The following is a 14,634-nucleotide window of genomic DNA, read 5'->3' as shown; positions in this document are numbered from 1 at the left end:
GGTACGGCCCGCCGGCAGGGGGCGGCGAGCCGTGGGTTGGGCCCGGTGTGCGCCCTGGGCGGGGCGGCCGGGCGATCGGCGTGGCGCGGGGTTCCGGCGTGCCCGGCGGCGAGTCCGGCGAGCGGCCGCGGAACGGGGGGAACCACCGCGAAAGCCACCCGGGTGGATTGCTCATTTCGGGTATTTACGCTTCACGACGCGCCGAGCGGGATCGTTGACTGCGGATGGTCACGGTCCTACGGTGCATGTGAAACCACGGTTGTCGCTCACGAACCCCCAGATCAGACCGTGGGATGAGAGAAAGCCGGAGGTCCGCGTGGCGGTCAGCAGCGGCGAGAACAAGACGGCCGGCCGGCCCGATCCGGCGCAGCGCGAATCGGCGCGGGAGCGCGCGGGCGAGCAGGGTCTGCTGTTCGACGAGCGGCCCTCGGCGCTGCCCGAAGACATGGGCTACCGCGGTCCGGTCGCCTGCGCCGCGGCCGGGATCACCTACCGGCAGCTCGACTACTGGGCCCGCACCGAGCTGGTGCAGCCGAGCATCCGGGCGGCCAACGGGTCGGGCTCGCAGCGGCTGTACAGCTTCCGCGACATCATCGTGCTCAAGGTGGTCAAGCGCCTCCTCGACACCGGGGTGTCGCTGCAGCAGATCCGCACCGCCGTACAGCACCTGCGCACCCGGGGGGTGGCCGACCTGGCCCAGATCACGCTGATGAGCGACGGGGCCAGCGTGTACGAGTGCACCTCGCCGGACGAGGTGATCGACCTGCTGCAGGGCGGCCAGGGCGTGTTCGGCATCGCCCTCGGCCGGATCTGGCGTGAGGTGGAGGGCACGCTGGCCGAGCTGCCCGGGGAGCGCGCGGTGGCCGACCCCGCGCAGCGGGACGACCACCCCGACGACGAGCTGGCCCGGCGCAGGCGGGTACGCCGCACCGGGTAACCTCGGGGCGGTAACCTCGGGCGCAGCACCACCCGTCGCGCAGTATCCGGATCCACACAACCGCATACCGACATCCGACGGCCGACGACCTCACGCGGGAGAGACCGCGGCCCCGGGCCGCGGCGCCGAAGGAGCAACGTCCCCGGAAACTCTCAGGCAGCCGTACCGCGTGAGCGAGGCGACTCTGGAAAGCGGGTGCGCCCGGCCGGGCACACCTCACCGAAGGTGCAAATCCCCGACCATCCGGGGATGAAGCTCTCAGGTGCCGATGACAGAGGGGGAACGGAAAACCGCACGCGCCCGGTCCCGGCGGCCAGGGGCGCGGATCCGACCCGCTCAGGAGGTCTCGATGACCGATCGGTCACCGCTTGCCGAACTCGCCGCACCGCCGTTCGCCACCCGGCACATCGGCCCTGACGACGCCGAGCGCGAGCGCATGCTCCGCACGGTCGGGTACGCCTCGCTCGCCGAGCTGCTCGAGGCGGCCGTGCCCGAGGCGATCCGCACGGCCACGCCGCTGCGGCTGCCGCCCGCGGTCTCCGAGACCGAGGCGATCGCCGAGCTGCGGAGGATCGCCTCCCGCAACCGGGTGGTCACCTCGATGATCGGCCTCGGCTACCACGGCACGATCACCCCCGCGGTGATCCGCCGCAACGTGCTGGAGAACCCCGGCTGGTACACCGCCTACACCCCCTACCAGCCGGAGATCTCCCAGGGCCGGCTGGAGGCGCTGCTCAACTTCCAGACCATGGTCGCCGACCTCACCGGGTTGCCGATCGCCAACGCCTCCCTGCTCGACGAGGCGACCGCCGCGGCCGAGGCGATGACCCTCGCCCGCCGGGTCGCCCGGCGCGGTGGCGCGTTCGTCGTGGACGCCGACGCCCTGCCGCAGACCAAGGCGGTGCTGCGCACCCGGGCCGAACCCCTCGGCATCGAGCTGCGCGAGGCCGACCTCGCCGGCGACCTGCCCGAGGGCGAGGTCTTCGGGGTGCTCGTGCAGTACCCCGGGGCGGGCGGGGCGATCCCCGACCTGCCGCGCATCGCCGCCCAGGCCAAGGAGCGCGGCGCGCTCGTGGTCGTCGCGGCCGACCTGCTCGCGCTCACCCTGCTGGAGGCCCCCGGCGAGCTCGGCGCCGACATCGCCGTGGGCACCACCCAGCGGTTCGGCGTCCCGCTCGGCTTCGGCGGCCCGCACGCCGCCTACATGTCGGTGCGGGACGGCCTGCAGCGGCAGCTGCCCGGACGCCTGGTCGGGGTGTCGGTCGACTCGGCCGGCCGTACCGCCTACCGGCTCGCCCTGCAGACCCGCGAGCAGCACATCCGCCGGGAGAAGGCGACGAGCAACATCTGCACCGCCCAGGTGCTGCTCGCCGTGGTGGCGAGCATGTACGCCGTCTACCACGGGCCCGACGGGCTGCGGCGCATCGCGCGGCGCACCCACCGGTACGCCGCGGTGCTCGCCGAGGGGCTGCGCCGGCTCGGGGTGCGCGTGGTGCACGGGCAGTTCTTCGACACCGTGCTCGCCCACGTGCCCGGCCGGGCCGACGCCGTGGTCGCCGCCGCCCTCGACCGCGGGATCAACCTGCGCCGGGCGGACGCCGACCACGTCGGCGTCACCTGCGACGAGACCACCACGGCCGACCACCTTCAGGCGGTCTGGGCGGCGTTCGCCGAGGCGGCAGGCATTGCGGACGGCGCGGCCGTGCCCGAGGTGGACGCGGTCGACCGCGAGGCCGGGGACGCGCTGCCGCATAACCTGCTGCGGCGCACGCCGTACCTGACCCACCCGGTGTTCCACGAGCACCGGTCCGAGACCGCGATGCTGCGCTACCTGCGCCGCCTGCAGGACCGGGACGTCGCGCTCGACCGGTCCATGATCCCGCTCGGCTCCTGCACGATGAAGCTCAACGCCACCACCGAGATGGAGCCGATCACCTGGCCGGAGTTCGCCGACATCCACCCGTTCGCCCCGCGCGACCAGGCGGCCGGATACCTGGAGCTGATCGGGCAGCTGGAGCGCTGGCTCGCCGAGATCACCGGCTACGCGGCGGTGTCGCTGCAGCCGAACGCCGGGTCGCAGGGCGAGCTCGCCGGGCTGCTCGCGATCCGCGCCTACCACCGCGCCAACGGCGAGGGGCACCGCGACGTGTGCCTCATCCCCGCCTCCGCGCACGGCACGAACGCGGCGAGCGCGGTGATGGCCGGGATGCGGGTGGTGGTGGTCGCCTGCGACGAGCGCGGCGACGTCGACCTCGGCGACCTGGCGAAGAAGATCGCCGAGCACGGCGACCGGCTCGCGGCGATCATGGTGACCTATCCGTCCACCCACGGCGTGTTCGAGGAGGGGATCGCCGAGATCTGCGCCCGGGTGCACGAGGCCGGGGGCCAGGTGTACGTGGACGGGGCGAACCTCAACGCGCTGGTCGGGCTCGCCCGGCCCGGCGAGTTCGGCGCCGACGTCTCCCACCTCAACCTGCACAAGACCTTCTGCATCCCGCACGGCGGCGGCGGCCCCGGCGTCGGCCCGGTCGCGGTGCGCGCCCACCTCGCCCCGTACCTGCCCGGCGACCCGCTCACCGCCGGCGGGACCGGGCCGGTGTCGGCCGCGCCGTACGGCTCGGCGTCGATCCTGCCGATCTCCTGGGCCTACCTGCGGATGATGGGCGCCGAGGGCCTGCGCCGGGCCACCGAGCAGGCGATCCTGTCGGCGAACTACATCGCCCGGCGGCTCGCGCCGCACTACCCGGTGCTCTACACCGGCCGCAACGGGCTGGTCGCGCACGAGTGCATCATCGACCTGCGGAAGATCACCCGGCAGACCGGCGTCACCGTCGAGGACGTGGCCAAGCGGCTGATCGACTACGGCTTCCACGCGCCGACCATGTCCTTCCCGGTGTCCGGCACGCTCATGATCGAGCCGACCGAGAGCGAGAACCTCGCCGAGCTCGACCGGTTCTGCGAGGCCATGATCGCCATCCGGGAGGAGATCGACCGCGTCGCCTCCGGCGCCTACGACCGCACCGACAACCCGCTGCGCAACGCGCCGCACACCGCCGAGGCGGTCGCCGCCGACGACTGGAAGCACCCCTACAGCCGGGCCGAGGCCGCCTACCCGGTGGCGCGGCTGCGCCGGGACAAGTACTGGCCGCCGGTGGGCCGCATCGACCAGGCGTACGGCGACCGCAACCTGGTGTGCGCCTGCCCGCCGCCGCAGGCGTTCGAGGACTGACCCGGACCCGCCCGCCCGGCACGGTTCGCGTGAATCGTGAGGAATATCGGCGTGTGCCGGGCGGGCGGACGCGGGCGCCGTTAAGATCCTGGAGATCGTTTGCGGAGGGGAGACCTCGATGACGGCCCAGGAGCTGCGCCCGCGGGAGTCGCTGGACGAGGCCCGGCGGCTTGCGGAGGCCGGCGACCTCGCCGGCGCCGAGGAGATCCTGGCCCGGATGGCCGCGCGGCGCGACGACCCCGACCACGCCCAGGCGGCGGTGGGGCTCGCCGTGGTGCTCGACGAGCGCGGCGAGCACGAGCGCGCCCGGGAGGCCGCGCGGGCCGCGCTCGCCAGCGGCCACCCCGAGTACGCCGCGCAGGGCGCCTGCCACCTCGCCCGCGGGTTCGAGCGCGACGGCCAGTGGGAGCAGGCACGGGCGGCCTGGCAGGCCGTGATCGGCGTGGGCAACCCCGCCTACCTGCCGATGGCGCACCTCGCGCTCGCCCGCCTCGCCGTACGCGAGGGGGACGGCAAGGAGGCCGAGGAGCACCTGCGCGCCGCGCTCGCCACCGGCGACCCGAAGGCGGCCTCGCGCGCCGCCCAGCAGCTGGCCGAGCTGCTGCTGGAGGAGGGCGCGCCGGGGGAGGCCGCGGACGTGCTGCTGGAGGCGCTGGAGGTGCCGGACGTGGCCGACGCGCCCCGGCTGCGCGTGCTGCTCGGCATCGCCCACCTCGACATGGCCTGCGGCGAGTTCGCCGGGGCGATCGAGGAGGGCTCCGACCCGGAGACCGACGCCCTCGCCATCGAGCTGCTCGCCCGCACCCTGCCGCTGCGCGGCCGGGACGAGGACGCCGAACAGGTCTGGCGGTACGGCCTGGAGCACGAGGACGAGCGCCTCGCCCACCAGGTACGGCTGCGCCGGGACCGCGGCCTCGCCTGAGCGGCCCCGGCGGGTGGCCGGGTGCCGGTTCAGCGCCGGTCGCGGCGCCGCCGGTTCAGGGCGTGCACCGCGTTGACCGCGACGATGCCGCCCCAGGCGATGAGCAGGCCGGTCAGGCCCCCGTTGCCGGCCGCGATGCCGGTGAGCGGGATGCCGAGGGCGAGCGAGCCCATGGCCATCGTCAGGGACGGGTCGCTGCGCCCCCTGGCCTGCTGCCGCTCGGGAACGCGCGCGTCGACCTCCGCGCGCACCTTCGCGGCGATGCCGTCCTCGAGCTTGTCGAGGAACGACTCCACCAGGGCCGGTTCGTACTCGGGGCCGAGTTCGCGCCGGGCGTCGATCACGGCGCGCAGTTCATCACGGGAGAGGCGATCGTCTGCCACGCCTCCAATCTAGATCGCCACCCCCGGTCGTGGCGCGGCCGGAACCGGGGCGATAACCTTGCGGCCCGTGGAGGTCCGGGGCCTGGAGATCGCGACCGCGCGCGGGCCCGCCCGGGTGGACATCGACGAGGCGGCCGAGGCGCGGCTGCTGTTCGTGCTCACGCACGGGGCGGGCGGGGGAGTGGAGTCGGCCGACCTGCTCGCGGTCCGGGACGCGGTGCGGGCGATCGGCGGCACGGTGGCGCGGGTCGTGCAGCCGTTCCGGGTCGCGGGGGCGCGCGCCCCCGGATCCGCGGCACGGCAGGACGAGGCGTGGCTGGCCGTGGTCGCCGCGCTGCGCGACCGCTACCCGGGCCTGCCGCTGGTGCAGGGCGGCCGCAGCAACGGGGCGCGGGTCGCCTGCCGTACGGCTCGCGCGGCGGGCGCGATCGGCGTGGTCGCGCTGGCGTTCCCGCTGCACCCGCCGGGCCGCCCGGAGCGGTCGCGGGCCGCGGAGCTGCGCGAGGCGGGCGTGGACGTGCTCGTCGTCAACGGGGACCGCGATCCGTTCGGGGTGCCGGACGCGGCCGACGCCGCGCGTGTGGTGGTGCTGCCCGGCGAAGGGCACGAGCTGACCCGGAACCCGGTGCGCGTGGGCGAGATCGTCGCCGAATGGGTGGACGGGCTGGCGGGGGTCACCGCGGCAGGCCGCGCCGCGGCCGGTGATCACGGGTGACCGGGCCCCGATGCGAGGCCCGGGAGGCGGGGACGCGTGTCCATGGCCGCGTCGCTCCGGCCCGCCTCGTGTGGGTGCCCCCGATTCGCGTGCCCTTCGTCTCGCACGCCGTCGTCCAGATGCCCCCGGTGGTTCCCCCGGTCGTGTCTCCCCCCGGTGGTGTCCCCCGGTGAACGCCCGGCAGGCGGGGTGGCCCGCCGGCGGTCGGCCTCGGTGGTGTCAGGCGGCGTTCACCGCGAGGTCGGTCGGCCGGTGTGGTGCGATGATCGTGCCGTTCGGTAGCAGCTCGCCGGTGTCCTCGAACAGGACGACCCCGTTGCACAGCAGGCTCCAGCCCTGCTCGGGGTGGGCGGCGATGGTGCGTGCTGCCTCGCGGTCCGCTGCGTCCGCGGGCGGACAGGGCGGCTCATGCGGGCACATAGCGCGTGCCTCCGTCTTCTCTTCCCGTGGTGAATGTGGCGTACCACACATTGACAATTCCCAGTGTGGGGCGTCCACCTTCGTGGCGACATAGTCCCTTTGGACGGTTCCGTGTCGCCGGTGGGTGGGTCGTCCACCGCCCCAAACGCGGGGTCACCGCAATGTGGTCTAAACCACAAGGGTGCCTCGTGCAGGATAACGGAGCGGGCGCGACACGCCGCCGGACCGATAAACGAACGGTTACGTCCTCTTCCGGACGTGCGCGATCACACCGGCCCGCCCCGGGCGGCCCTCGTTCCGGGCCACGAGTGGGGCACAGTCTAGATCAGCGGCCACGGCCGCACGCCGGTTTCGCATGATCCTTTCGGGTGGTTCGGGGATCATGCCGGGATGGCCCTGCCGGGCCTCACACCGGGGTGGCCGCGCCGGGGGAGGCGGCGCCGGGGGCGAGGCCCGCGGCGAGGCCGGCGATGACGGCGTCGAGGCCGCGCTCGAACGCGGCCACCGCCTCGTCGGAGGACTCCACCGCCTCGCCGTTCCAGCCCGACCGCTGCACCTCGATCGCCACGCTCCCCATCACGTACGCGCGGATCGTGCGCAGCGCCTCGGCGGGGGCGGGCAGGCCCGCGTCGCCGAGCCGGTCGACGTGCTCCCGCAGCGCCGCGGCGGCCCGGCCGCGCGGCGGCCGCGTCATCGCCAGCGCGAGCACGCCGGGGTGGGCGAGCAGCGCGGCCCGGCAGGCCCGGGCCCAGGCGCGGGCGAGCTCCCGCCAGTCACCGCCTTCGGCGTCGACGGTGACCGTGGTGACGTGCTCGGCGAGGGCGTCGAGCAGCGCCTCCTTGCCCCCGGGGATGTGGTGGTAGATCGCCATCGCCTCGACCTGGAGGGCGTCGCCGAGCCGCCGCATGGTGAGGCGGCGCAGCCCCTGCCCGTCGGCGATGTGCAGCGCGGCCTCGATGATGCGCTCGCGGGACAGCGGGATCGGTGGGCGTTTCGCCGGCATGGCGCCCAGTCTCCCGCCCATGGCTTACTTTGTAAAGGGCGGCGCGCCGCACGGCCGCCCGGAGCCGGGGCGGCCCGGATGACACGGCCGCTTTCCGGACGGCGTACGCTACCTTTCGACGACGTCGCCGGAGGGCGAGAACGACAGGTGAGGAAGGGCTGACGATGGCGTTTTTCCGACCGCGGGTGAGCCGGGAGGCGGAGGTCCGCTACCACGCCGACCAGGAGGTCGGGAAGGGCTACGGGGAGCTGCTGGAGAAGGTCGCGCGCGCCGAGGAGGAGTTCCTCCGGGCGCAGGCGGAGCGGCGGCCCCTGGAGGAGCTGCACGCCGCGGCCGTCGCCCTTGACCGGGCGCTCACCGAGGCGCTGCGCGCGGCCGAGGCCGCCCAGCGCGCCACCTTCGGCGCCAAGGCGTACGACGACCGCATCCGGCGGCGCAAGGCCAAGGCCACGCCCGCGGGCGCGAAGTGGACCGCGGAGGTCGACCGCCTGCGCACCTGGCGCGAGCGGCACCGCCTCACCGGGATCCCGCGCCTGCCGCGCCGGGTCCCGTCCAAGGCGGCCTGACCGGAGACGGCCCCACGGACGAGTCCGCCCCGCCCGGGTACGGCCCGGGCGGGGCGGTGTGCCTTTCAAGCTCAGCTCGCCCAGTCGAGCAGCGGGCGGGTGTTGCTCGGGTGGCGCAGCTTGGACAGGGACTCCTTCTCCAGCTGCCGGATGCGCTCCCGGGTGAGCCCGAGCCGCTTGCCGATCTCGTCGAGGGTGTGCGGCTTGCCGTCGAGCAGGCCGAACCGCAGCGACATGATCTTGGCCTCGCGCGGGGACAGGTTGTCGAGCACCTCGCGGAGCTGGGCGGCGAGCAGCTGCCGGTCCACCACCTCGGAGGCCTCGGGGGAGTCGACGTCCTCGATGAGGTCGCCGATCCGGGTCTCGCCGTCCTCCCCGATCGTGGAGTCGAGGCTGATCGGCTGCCGGCTGGTGCGCAGCAGCTCCTCGATCTGGTCGGGGGTCTTGTCGAGCACCGCGGCGAGCTCCTCGGGAGTGGGCTCGCGGCCGAGCTGCTGGTGCATGTCACGCTCGACGCGGGACAGCTTGGACAGCATCTCCAGCACGTGCACGGGCAGCCGGATGGTGCGCGCCGAGTCCGCGAAGCCGCGCTGGATCGCCTGCCGGATCCACCACATCGCGTACGTGGAGAACTTGTAGCCCTTGGTGTAGTCGAACTTCTCCACGGCGCGGATCAGGCCGAGGTTGCCCTCCTGCACCACGTCGAGCAGCGACATGCCGCGGTCGGTGTACTTCTTCGCCACCGAGACCACCAGGCGCAGGTTCGCCTCGAGCATGTGGTCCTTGGCGCGGCGGCCGTCCTCGGCGATCCACTCCAGGTCCGCGCGGTCCTCCTCGGACAGGCCGGGCTCGTTCTCCAGCTTGTACTCGGCGTACAGGCCGGCCTCGATGCGCTTGGCGAGATCGACCTCCTGCTCGGCGGTGAGCAGGGTGCGGCGGCCGATCGACTTCAGGTACGTGTGCACCGAGTCGCCCATGACCGAGGTGTCGTCGTCGAGGTCCTCGGCGTCACCGGCGTCGTCCGCCACGTCCTCGGCCACCACGTCGTCCTCGGCCACCGCGTCCGTGACGGTCCCGTCCGTCACGGCGCCGTCCACGGCACCGGCCGGCGCGTCGACGGCGGTTACCTCGTCGGCGGCCTCGAGGTCGTCGGCCAGGACGTCGAGCTCGGCCTCGCCCGGCGCCCACCGCTCGTCGACGGCGGCGACGCGCTCGGCGCGGGCCCTGCCCCGGCCGCCGCCCGCGGCCTTGGCGTGGCCGGCGAGCACGGCGGCGCCGCCCGCCGACGCCGCGGACTTCGCGCCGGTCCGCGTGGTCGTGGCGGACTTCGCCGCCCCCTTGGTACGGCGGGCGGTGGTCCTGGTCCTGCTGGTCGTGGTGGTGTTGGCGGTCATCTCTGGCGCCTCCGCGCCGGTGTTCTCGGTCTCGGTGGCGAGGCGGACGCCCGCCTCGGCGAGTTCGCGTAGTATGGAGCGGGCCTGGGCGGAGTCGATGCCGGACCGCGTGAACGCGTCGCGTAGCTCCGACAGCGAAAGGTGACCCTGGGCTCGCCCGCGATCGAGGAGTTCGCCGAGGGTCGTCGGGCCGGTCGCACGCCCGGTCGAGGTCGCCGCGGCAGATCGGGGCATGAGGACACCTCCTCCGGGTCACGGAGCCGTCGTGGTGGGTGATCGGGTGGGGTGACTGCAAGGGCTCGGTGTTCGCGGCACCAGTGTTAATAACGCCCTCCGGCGCAGATTGTTCCCGACTGCGCCAAGAGAGGGGTTAGTGCGATTTGTCGCATTGATCGGCTTCGCTTGGCCGTACCGGCCCATCGGCCCACGCGTATCGGCGTTCTCCGCCGCGTCCGCCCAAACGGGGAACGGGCGCCGGAGGAGGCACGGCCGTCACCCGTGCACCCGTCGGGCGCCCTGACATCCGGCCGGCTCGTCCCGCCGAGCCGGCCTGCTCCATCGACCCGCCGATCGGCTACTGGGTCGGGTCGACGACGACCACCGGCATGGGGGCCGGACCGGCCTCGCGGATGCGCTCGTCGGTCCAGTACTGCAGCACGGCCTCCGGATCGGCCGTGATCACGCGGGAGACCACGGAGTCTCTCGCCGTCGCCGCGGAGCCGGACCCGGCGGGGCGCTCCCGCTTGGCCGAGCCGGGCGACGGGCTGGCGGAGGACGGCCCGGCCGGCCGGCCGTCCTGCCCGGTCTCGGCCGCGGGCTGCGGCTGCGCCCGGTCGATGCGCGCGGCGGAGGCCGCGACCGCGATCGACGCGCCTCCGGCGAGGATGAGGCCGGTGAGGCCGGCGGAGATCCACATCCTGCTGGTCGGTTTCATCGGCGCGTCCTCCCCTGGGTTCGTCCAATCGGTGTGACGTGGCGGCACGTGGTCCAGTTCCCCGCCGCCGGCCGGAACGTCCCGCCCCCGCGGCGCGCGCTCGGCCCGTGCGCTCGCCGTGGGGCCGGCCGGGCGTCGCGCCGCGGCGTTATCATGCCCGCTTCCTCGTAAAGAGAGCCTCAGGGTTCGGCCTGGTCCTGCAGGGGTGCGCCGACCGGCTCGGGGAGGGCGCCGCGGCGCAGCGCGGCGAGGTCGGGCTTGCCGTTGGGGAGCTGGGGGAGGGCGGGCACCAGCTCGAGGTCGCGCGGGGCGGCGTAGGCGGGCAGGCGCCGCTTGCAGTACGCGCGGATCTCCTCCAGGGTCGGGGGCGCGGCCGGGTCGGCGGGCACCGCCACGGCGACCACCCGCTCGCCCCACTCGGGGTCGGGCCGGCCCACCACGGCCACGTCGGCGATCGCCGGGTGCTCGGCGAGCAGGGCGGCCAGCGCGCCCGCCACCACCTTCTGGCCGCCGGTGATGATGACGTCGTCGGCGCGGCCGAGCACGCGCAGCCGCCCGCCGTCGAGCTCGCCGATGTCGGAGGTGACGAACCAGCCGTCCTCCAGGCAGCGGGCGGTCAGGTCGGGGCGCAGCCGGTAGCCGGCGAACAGCACCGGCCCGCGGATGCGGATGCGCCCGTCGTCCCCCACCTTCAGATCTACTTTGTAAAGGGGGCGGCCGTCGTACACGCACCCGCCGCACGTCTCGCTCATGCCGTACGTGGTGACCACCCGTGCGCCGGGCGCGGCGAGGCCGGCGCACTCCTCGAGCAGCCGGGAGGACGCGGCGGCGCCGCCGAGCAGGATGGTGCGGAACGCGGGCAGGCCGCCGCGGTCCGCGGCCGCGTCGAGCAGGCGGCGCAGCTGGGTGGGGACGAGCGACAGGTGGTCGATGCCGCCCGCGGCGAGCGCCTCGAGCACGTCCGCGGCGGAGAACCGGGGGTGGATGACCGGATCGGTGCCGCTCTCCAGGGAGCGCACCAGCACCTGCATGCCGGAGATGTGGGACACCGGCACGCAGCACAGCCACCGGTCGCCGGGGCGGGCGCCGATACGGCGCAGCGAGGCGGTGGCCGAGGCGCGCAGCGCCGCCGCGGTCAGCTCCACGCCCTTGGGGCGGCCGGTCGACCCCGAGGTGGCGATGATCACCGCGGTCTCCTCGTCCGCGGGCACGCCGTCCGGGCAGGGCCGTACCCCGTCGGGGGTGACCAGATGGGTGGGCCGCAGCGTCTCGAGGGCGGAGCGCAGCGCCGGGGCCGGGAGGTCGGGGGAGAGCGGCAGCACGGCCGGGCCCTCGCCGCTCAGCGCCCGCCGGACCGCCTCGAACAGCTCCGCCCCCGCAGGGAGTAGGAGGGCGTGCACGGGACGGGTCGACACGGTCGTAAGGTTAGTGCCAGCGGGCGCGGCCATAAGCACGCGAAACGGCGCACGCCGGGGCGCCGCCCCGGGCCGAGCCGCGCGCAAGGGAGCGCAGGGGCCGATCGGCGAAGGAGGGTCACGTGGGCGAGGGGAAAACCAGCGTGGGCCGGATTTCTCCCTGTCCGCCAGGAGTCGCCCTCCGGCCGGCCCGCAGGGTCGGGGAGGGCGGGTGAACCCGGCCACCGCACTCGCCACCGTCCTCATCGACGAGCTCGCCCGGTGCGGGCTGACCGACGTGGTGCTCGCCCCCGGGTCCCGCTCGGCGCCGCTCGCGCTCGCCGCGCACCAGGACGCGCGGGTGCGCATGCACGTGCGCATCGACGAGCGGTCCGCGGGCTTCCTCGCCCTCGGCCTCGCCCGGCGCTCCGAGCGCCCGGTCGCGGTGATCTGCACCTCGGGCACGGCCGCGGCGAACCTGCACCCGGCGGTGATCGAGGCGCACCACAGCAACGTGCCGCTGCTGCTGCTCACCGCGGACCGCCCGCCGGAGCTGCGCGACACCGGCGCCAACCAGACGATCGACCAGATCAAGCTGTACGGCTCGGCGGTGCGCTGGTTCGCCGAGGTGGGGGTGCCCGAGGAGCGCCCCGGCCAGGTGGCGTACTGGCGGTCGCTCGCCGCCCGCGCCTACCAGCGCGCCCTCGGTCCCGCCGACCCGGGACCGGTCCACCTCAACCTCGCGTTCCGCGAGCCGCTCATCCCCGACGGCGACACCAGCTGGTGCGAGTCCCTCGAGGGCGACGCCACCGGCCCGTGGGTGCGGGTGCGCAGGTACCCGCCGTCCGCGGCGCTGCACGTGCCGGCGACCCGGCGCGGCGTGCTCGTGGTCGGCGACGGCGCGACCAACGTGCGCCGGTACGTGGCCGCGGCCGGCATGGCGGGCTGGCCGGTGCTGTCCGAGCCGCACGGCGGCGGCCGGTACGGCGACCACGCGATCTCCACCTACCACTTCCTGCTCGGCATGCCGGAGTTCGCCGAGGCGCACCGGCCCGACGTGGTGGTCACGCTCGGCCGCCCCGGCCTGTCCCGGCCGCTGCTGTCCTGGCTCAAGCGGGCCGAGGAGCACATCGTGGTCGCGCCCGACCTGTCCCGCTGGCCCGACCCCACCCGCTCGGCGACCCAGGTCGCCCAGGCGGTGGAGATCCCGGTGGCGGCCGGCGGCGACGGCTGGCTGCGTTCCTGGCGGCGTGCCGAGGCGGTCGCGCGGGACGCGATCGACCGGGTGCTCGACGCCGGCGGGCTCACCGAGCCCCGCCTCGCCCGGGACCTCGCCGCGAGCCTGCCGAACGGCTCGCTGCTGTTCTGCGGCTCCTCGATGCCGGTGCGCGACCTCGACCAGGTGATGCGGCCCCGCCGCGGGCTGCGGGTGATGGCGAACCGCGGCGCCTCGGGCATCGACGGCCTGGTGTCCACCGCGATCGGCGCGGCGATCGCCCACGACGGCCCCGGGTACGCCCTGCTCGGTGACCTGTCGCTGCTGCACGACCAGAACGGGCTCATCCTCGGGCCGCGCGAGCCCCGGCCCGACCTGTGCCTGGTCGTGGTGAACAACGACGGCGGCGGCATCTTCTCGCTGCTGCCGCAGGCCGCGCTCACCGGCCCGTTCGAGCGGGTCTTCGGCACCCCGCACGGGGTGGACATCGGGTACCTCGCCGCCGCGACCGGCACGCCGTACACGCCGCTGGCGTCGATCGAGGACCTGCCCAAGGCGATCCGGGGCCAGGGGCTGCGCATCGTGGAGGCCCGCACCGACCGGGCGCAGAACGCGGCCGTGCACGCCGCGCTGCGCGACGCGGCCCAGGCGGCGGTCCGCGCCGCGCTCTGACGGCCAGGGGTCAGCGCTCGATGAGCGTGACCTCCAGCGAGTAGTGCGAGGCGCGGCACACGTGCGAGCCGTGCTCCACCGCCCGGCCCCGGTCGTCGTACGTGGTGCGTTCCATGGTGATCAGCGGGGCGCCGCGGCGGTCCTCCAGCAGCCGCGCCTCGGTGGGGGTGGCGGCCCGGGCGCCGACCCGCTGGTTCGCCACCCGCAGCCGCACCCCGGCCGCGCGCAGCAGCTCGTACAGGCCGCGCCGCTGCAGCGACTCGGCGGTGAGCGGGAGTAGGTCGGCGGGCAGCCAGTTGCGCAGCAGGGCGATCGGCTCCCCGCGGGCGTACCGCAGCCGCTCCATGCGCACCACCTCGGTCCCGGCCGGGACGCCGAGGGTGGCCGCGGTCCGCTCGTCCGCGGGCACCGTGGTGATCTCCAGCACCCGGGTGGACGGCTCCCGCCCGGCCCGGCGCAGGTCGTCGTGCAGGCCGGTGAGCTCGACCGGGCGCCTGACCTGGCCGTGCACCACCTGGGTGCCGACGCCGCGCTTGCGCACCAGCAGGCCCTTGTCCACCAGGTACTGGATCGCCTGGCGCACCGTGGGCCGCGACAGACCCAGCCGGTCGGCGAGCCGGATCTCGTTGTCGAGCCGGGCGCCCGGAGCGAGATCGCCGCGCCGGATCGCCTCGGAGATCTGCTCGGCCACCTGGAAGTAGAGCGGCACGGGGCTCGACCGGTCGAGGTCGAACTCGAGTCCGGAGGTCATCGTGTTCCTCGGGCGGTCATGGGGGATGCGATCAGGCCAGCGAAATCGTAATGTCCGGACATGAATCCGGCGCAGGCGGGGTGAATGGATCGGCCTCC

The 14,634-nt window shown here is 74.8% G+C and carries 13 protein-coding genes and 2 riboswitches; of the genes, 6 read left to right on the top strand and 7 right to left on the bottom strand.

The window, feature by feature from the left end; translation table 11 throughout:
* The first annotated feature begins 316 nt into the window (after positions 1–316).
* The 3 genes from FHX40_RS11440 (at position 317) to FHX40_RS11430 (ending at position 5,088) form a co-directional block, all read left to right on the top strand.
* Complete coding sequence (locus FHX40_RS11440; protein WP_189136121.1) at positions 317–937, top strand: MerR family transcriptional regulator; 621 nt, start codon at positions 317–319, stop codon at positions 935–937.
* Between the two features lie 85 nt (positions 938–1,022).
* Positions 1,023–1,115, top strand: a riboswitch (glycine riboswitch).
* Positions 1,116–1,222: riboswitch (glycine riboswitch) on the top strand. It abuts the riboswitch before it with no gap.
* 64 nt (positions 1,223–1,286) lie between these two features.
* Positions 1,287–4,166, top strand: a complete 2,880-nt coding sequence (gene gcvP / locus FHX40_RS11435) for an aminomethyl-transferring glycine dehydrogenase (protein WP_142259589.1) — start codon at positions 1,287–1,289, stop codon at positions 4,164–4,166.
* 118 nt (positions 4,167–4,284) lie between these two features.
* Positions 4,285–5,088 (top strand): tetratricopeptide repeat protein, encoded by an 804-nt coding sequence (locus FHX40_RS11430; protein ID WP_142259588.1) that lies wholly within the window; start codon positions 4,285–4,287, stop codon positions 5,086–5,088.
* A 29-nt stretch (positions 5,089–5,117) separates the two neighbouring features.
* On the opposite strand, the gene FHX40_RS11425 is transcribed toward FHX40_RS11430, so the two are convergent.
* Positions 5,118–5,471 (bottom strand): hypothetical protein, encoded by a 354-nt coding sequence (locus FHX40_RS11425; protein WP_142259587.1) that lies wholly within the window; start codon positions 5,469–5,471, stop codon positions 5,118–5,120.
* A gap of 82 nt (positions 5,472–5,553) precedes the next feature.
* On the opposite strand from FHX40_RS11425, the gene FHX40_RS11420 reads away from it, so the two are divergent.
* Complete coding sequence (locus tag FHX40_RS11420) at positions 5,554–6,186, top strand: alpha/beta hydrolase family protein (protein WP_142261716.1); 633 nt, start codon at positions 5,554–5,556, stop codon at positions 6,184–6,186.
* 219 nt (positions 6,187–6,405) lie between these two features.
* Here the strand turns inward: FHX40_RS11420 and FHX40_RS11415 are convergent, their stop codons facing one another.
* Together FHX40_RS11415 and FHX40_RS11410 are read right to left on the bottom strand one after the other, a co-directional pair.
* On the bottom strand, positions 6,406–6,606 hold the full coding sequence (locus FHX40_RS11415) for a DUF5999 family protein (protein WP_142259586.1): 201 nt from the start codon (positions 6,604–6,606) through the stop codon (positions 6,406–6,408).
* A gap of 406 nt (positions 6,607–7,012) precedes the next feature.
* Complete coding sequence (locus FHX40_RS11410) at positions 7,013–7,630, bottom strand: TetR/AcrR family transcriptional regulator (protein ID WP_229788190.1); 618 nt, start codon at positions 7,628–7,630, stop codon at positions 7,013–7,015.
* A 143-nt stretch (positions 7,631–7,773) separates the two neighbouring features.
* Between FHX40_RS11410 and FHX40_RS11405 the strand changes: the two genes are divergently transcribed.
* Positions 7,774–8,175: a hypothetical protein gene (locus FHX40_RS11405; RefSeq protein WP_142259585.1), complete on the top strand. Its 402-nt coding sequence runs from the start codon at positions 7,774–7,776 to the stop codon at positions 8,173–8,175.
* 71 nt (positions 8,176–8,246) lie between these two features.
* Here FHX40_RS11405 and FHX40_RS11400 read toward each other — a convergent pair whose 3' ends face one another.
* The 3 genes from FHX40_RS11400 to FHX40_RS11390 all read right to left on the bottom strand — a co-directional run bounded on the left by FHX40_RS11400 (position 8,247) and on the right by FHX40_RS11390 (position 11,951).
* Complete coding sequence (locus FHX40_RS11400; RefSeq protein ID WP_142259584.1) at positions 8,247–9,803, bottom strand: RNA polymerase sigma factor; 1,557 nt, start codon at positions 9,801–9,803, stop codon at positions 8,247–8,249.
* 340 nt (positions 9,804–10,143) lie between these two features.
* The gene (locus tag FHX40_RS11395; protein WP_142259583.1) at positions 10,144–10,503 is read right to left on the bottom strand and encodes a hypothetical protein; all 360 of its coding nucleotides are present in this window, start codon (positions 10,501–10,503) and stop codon (positions 10,144–10,146) included.
* Between the two features lie 179 nt (positions 10,504–10,682).
* Positions 10,683–11,951, bottom strand: a complete 1,269-nt coding sequence (locus FHX40_RS11390) for a class I adenylate-forming enzyme family protein (RefSeq protein WP_189136120.1) — start codon at positions 11,949–11,951, stop codon at positions 10,683–10,685.
* A gap of 178 nt (positions 11,952–12,129) precedes the next feature.
* Here FHX40_RS11390 and menD point away from each other — a divergent pair, with 178 nt between their 5' ends.
* Positions 12,130–13,785, top strand: coding sequence for a 2-succinyl-5-enolpyruvyl-6-hydroxy-3-cyclohexene-1-carboxylic-acid synthase (gene menD, locus FHX40_RS11385; RefSeq protein WP_142259581.1), 1,656 nt, complete (start codon positions 12,130–12,132; stop codon positions 13,783–13,785).
* A 10-nt stretch (positions 13,786–13,795) separates the two neighbouring features.
* Here menD and FHX40_RS11380 read toward each other — a convergent pair whose 3' ends face one another.
* Positions 13,796–14,536: a GntR family transcriptional regulator gene (locus FHX40_RS11380; protein ID WP_142259580.1), complete on the bottom strand. Its 741-nt coding sequence runs from the start codon at positions 14,534–14,536 to the stop codon at positions 13,796–13,798.
* Positions 14,537–14,634: the final 98 nt, after the last annotated feature.

Source organism: Thermopolyspora flexuosa (assembly GCF_006716785.1).
In the GTDB taxonomy this organism is placed as follows: domain Bacteria; phylum Actinomycetota; class Actinomycetes; order Streptosporangiales; family Streptosporangiaceae; genus Thermopolyspora; species Thermopolyspora flexuosa.
Note: the sequence above shows the minus strand (reverse complement) of the source record. Positions and strands in the feature narration are given on the sequence as shown.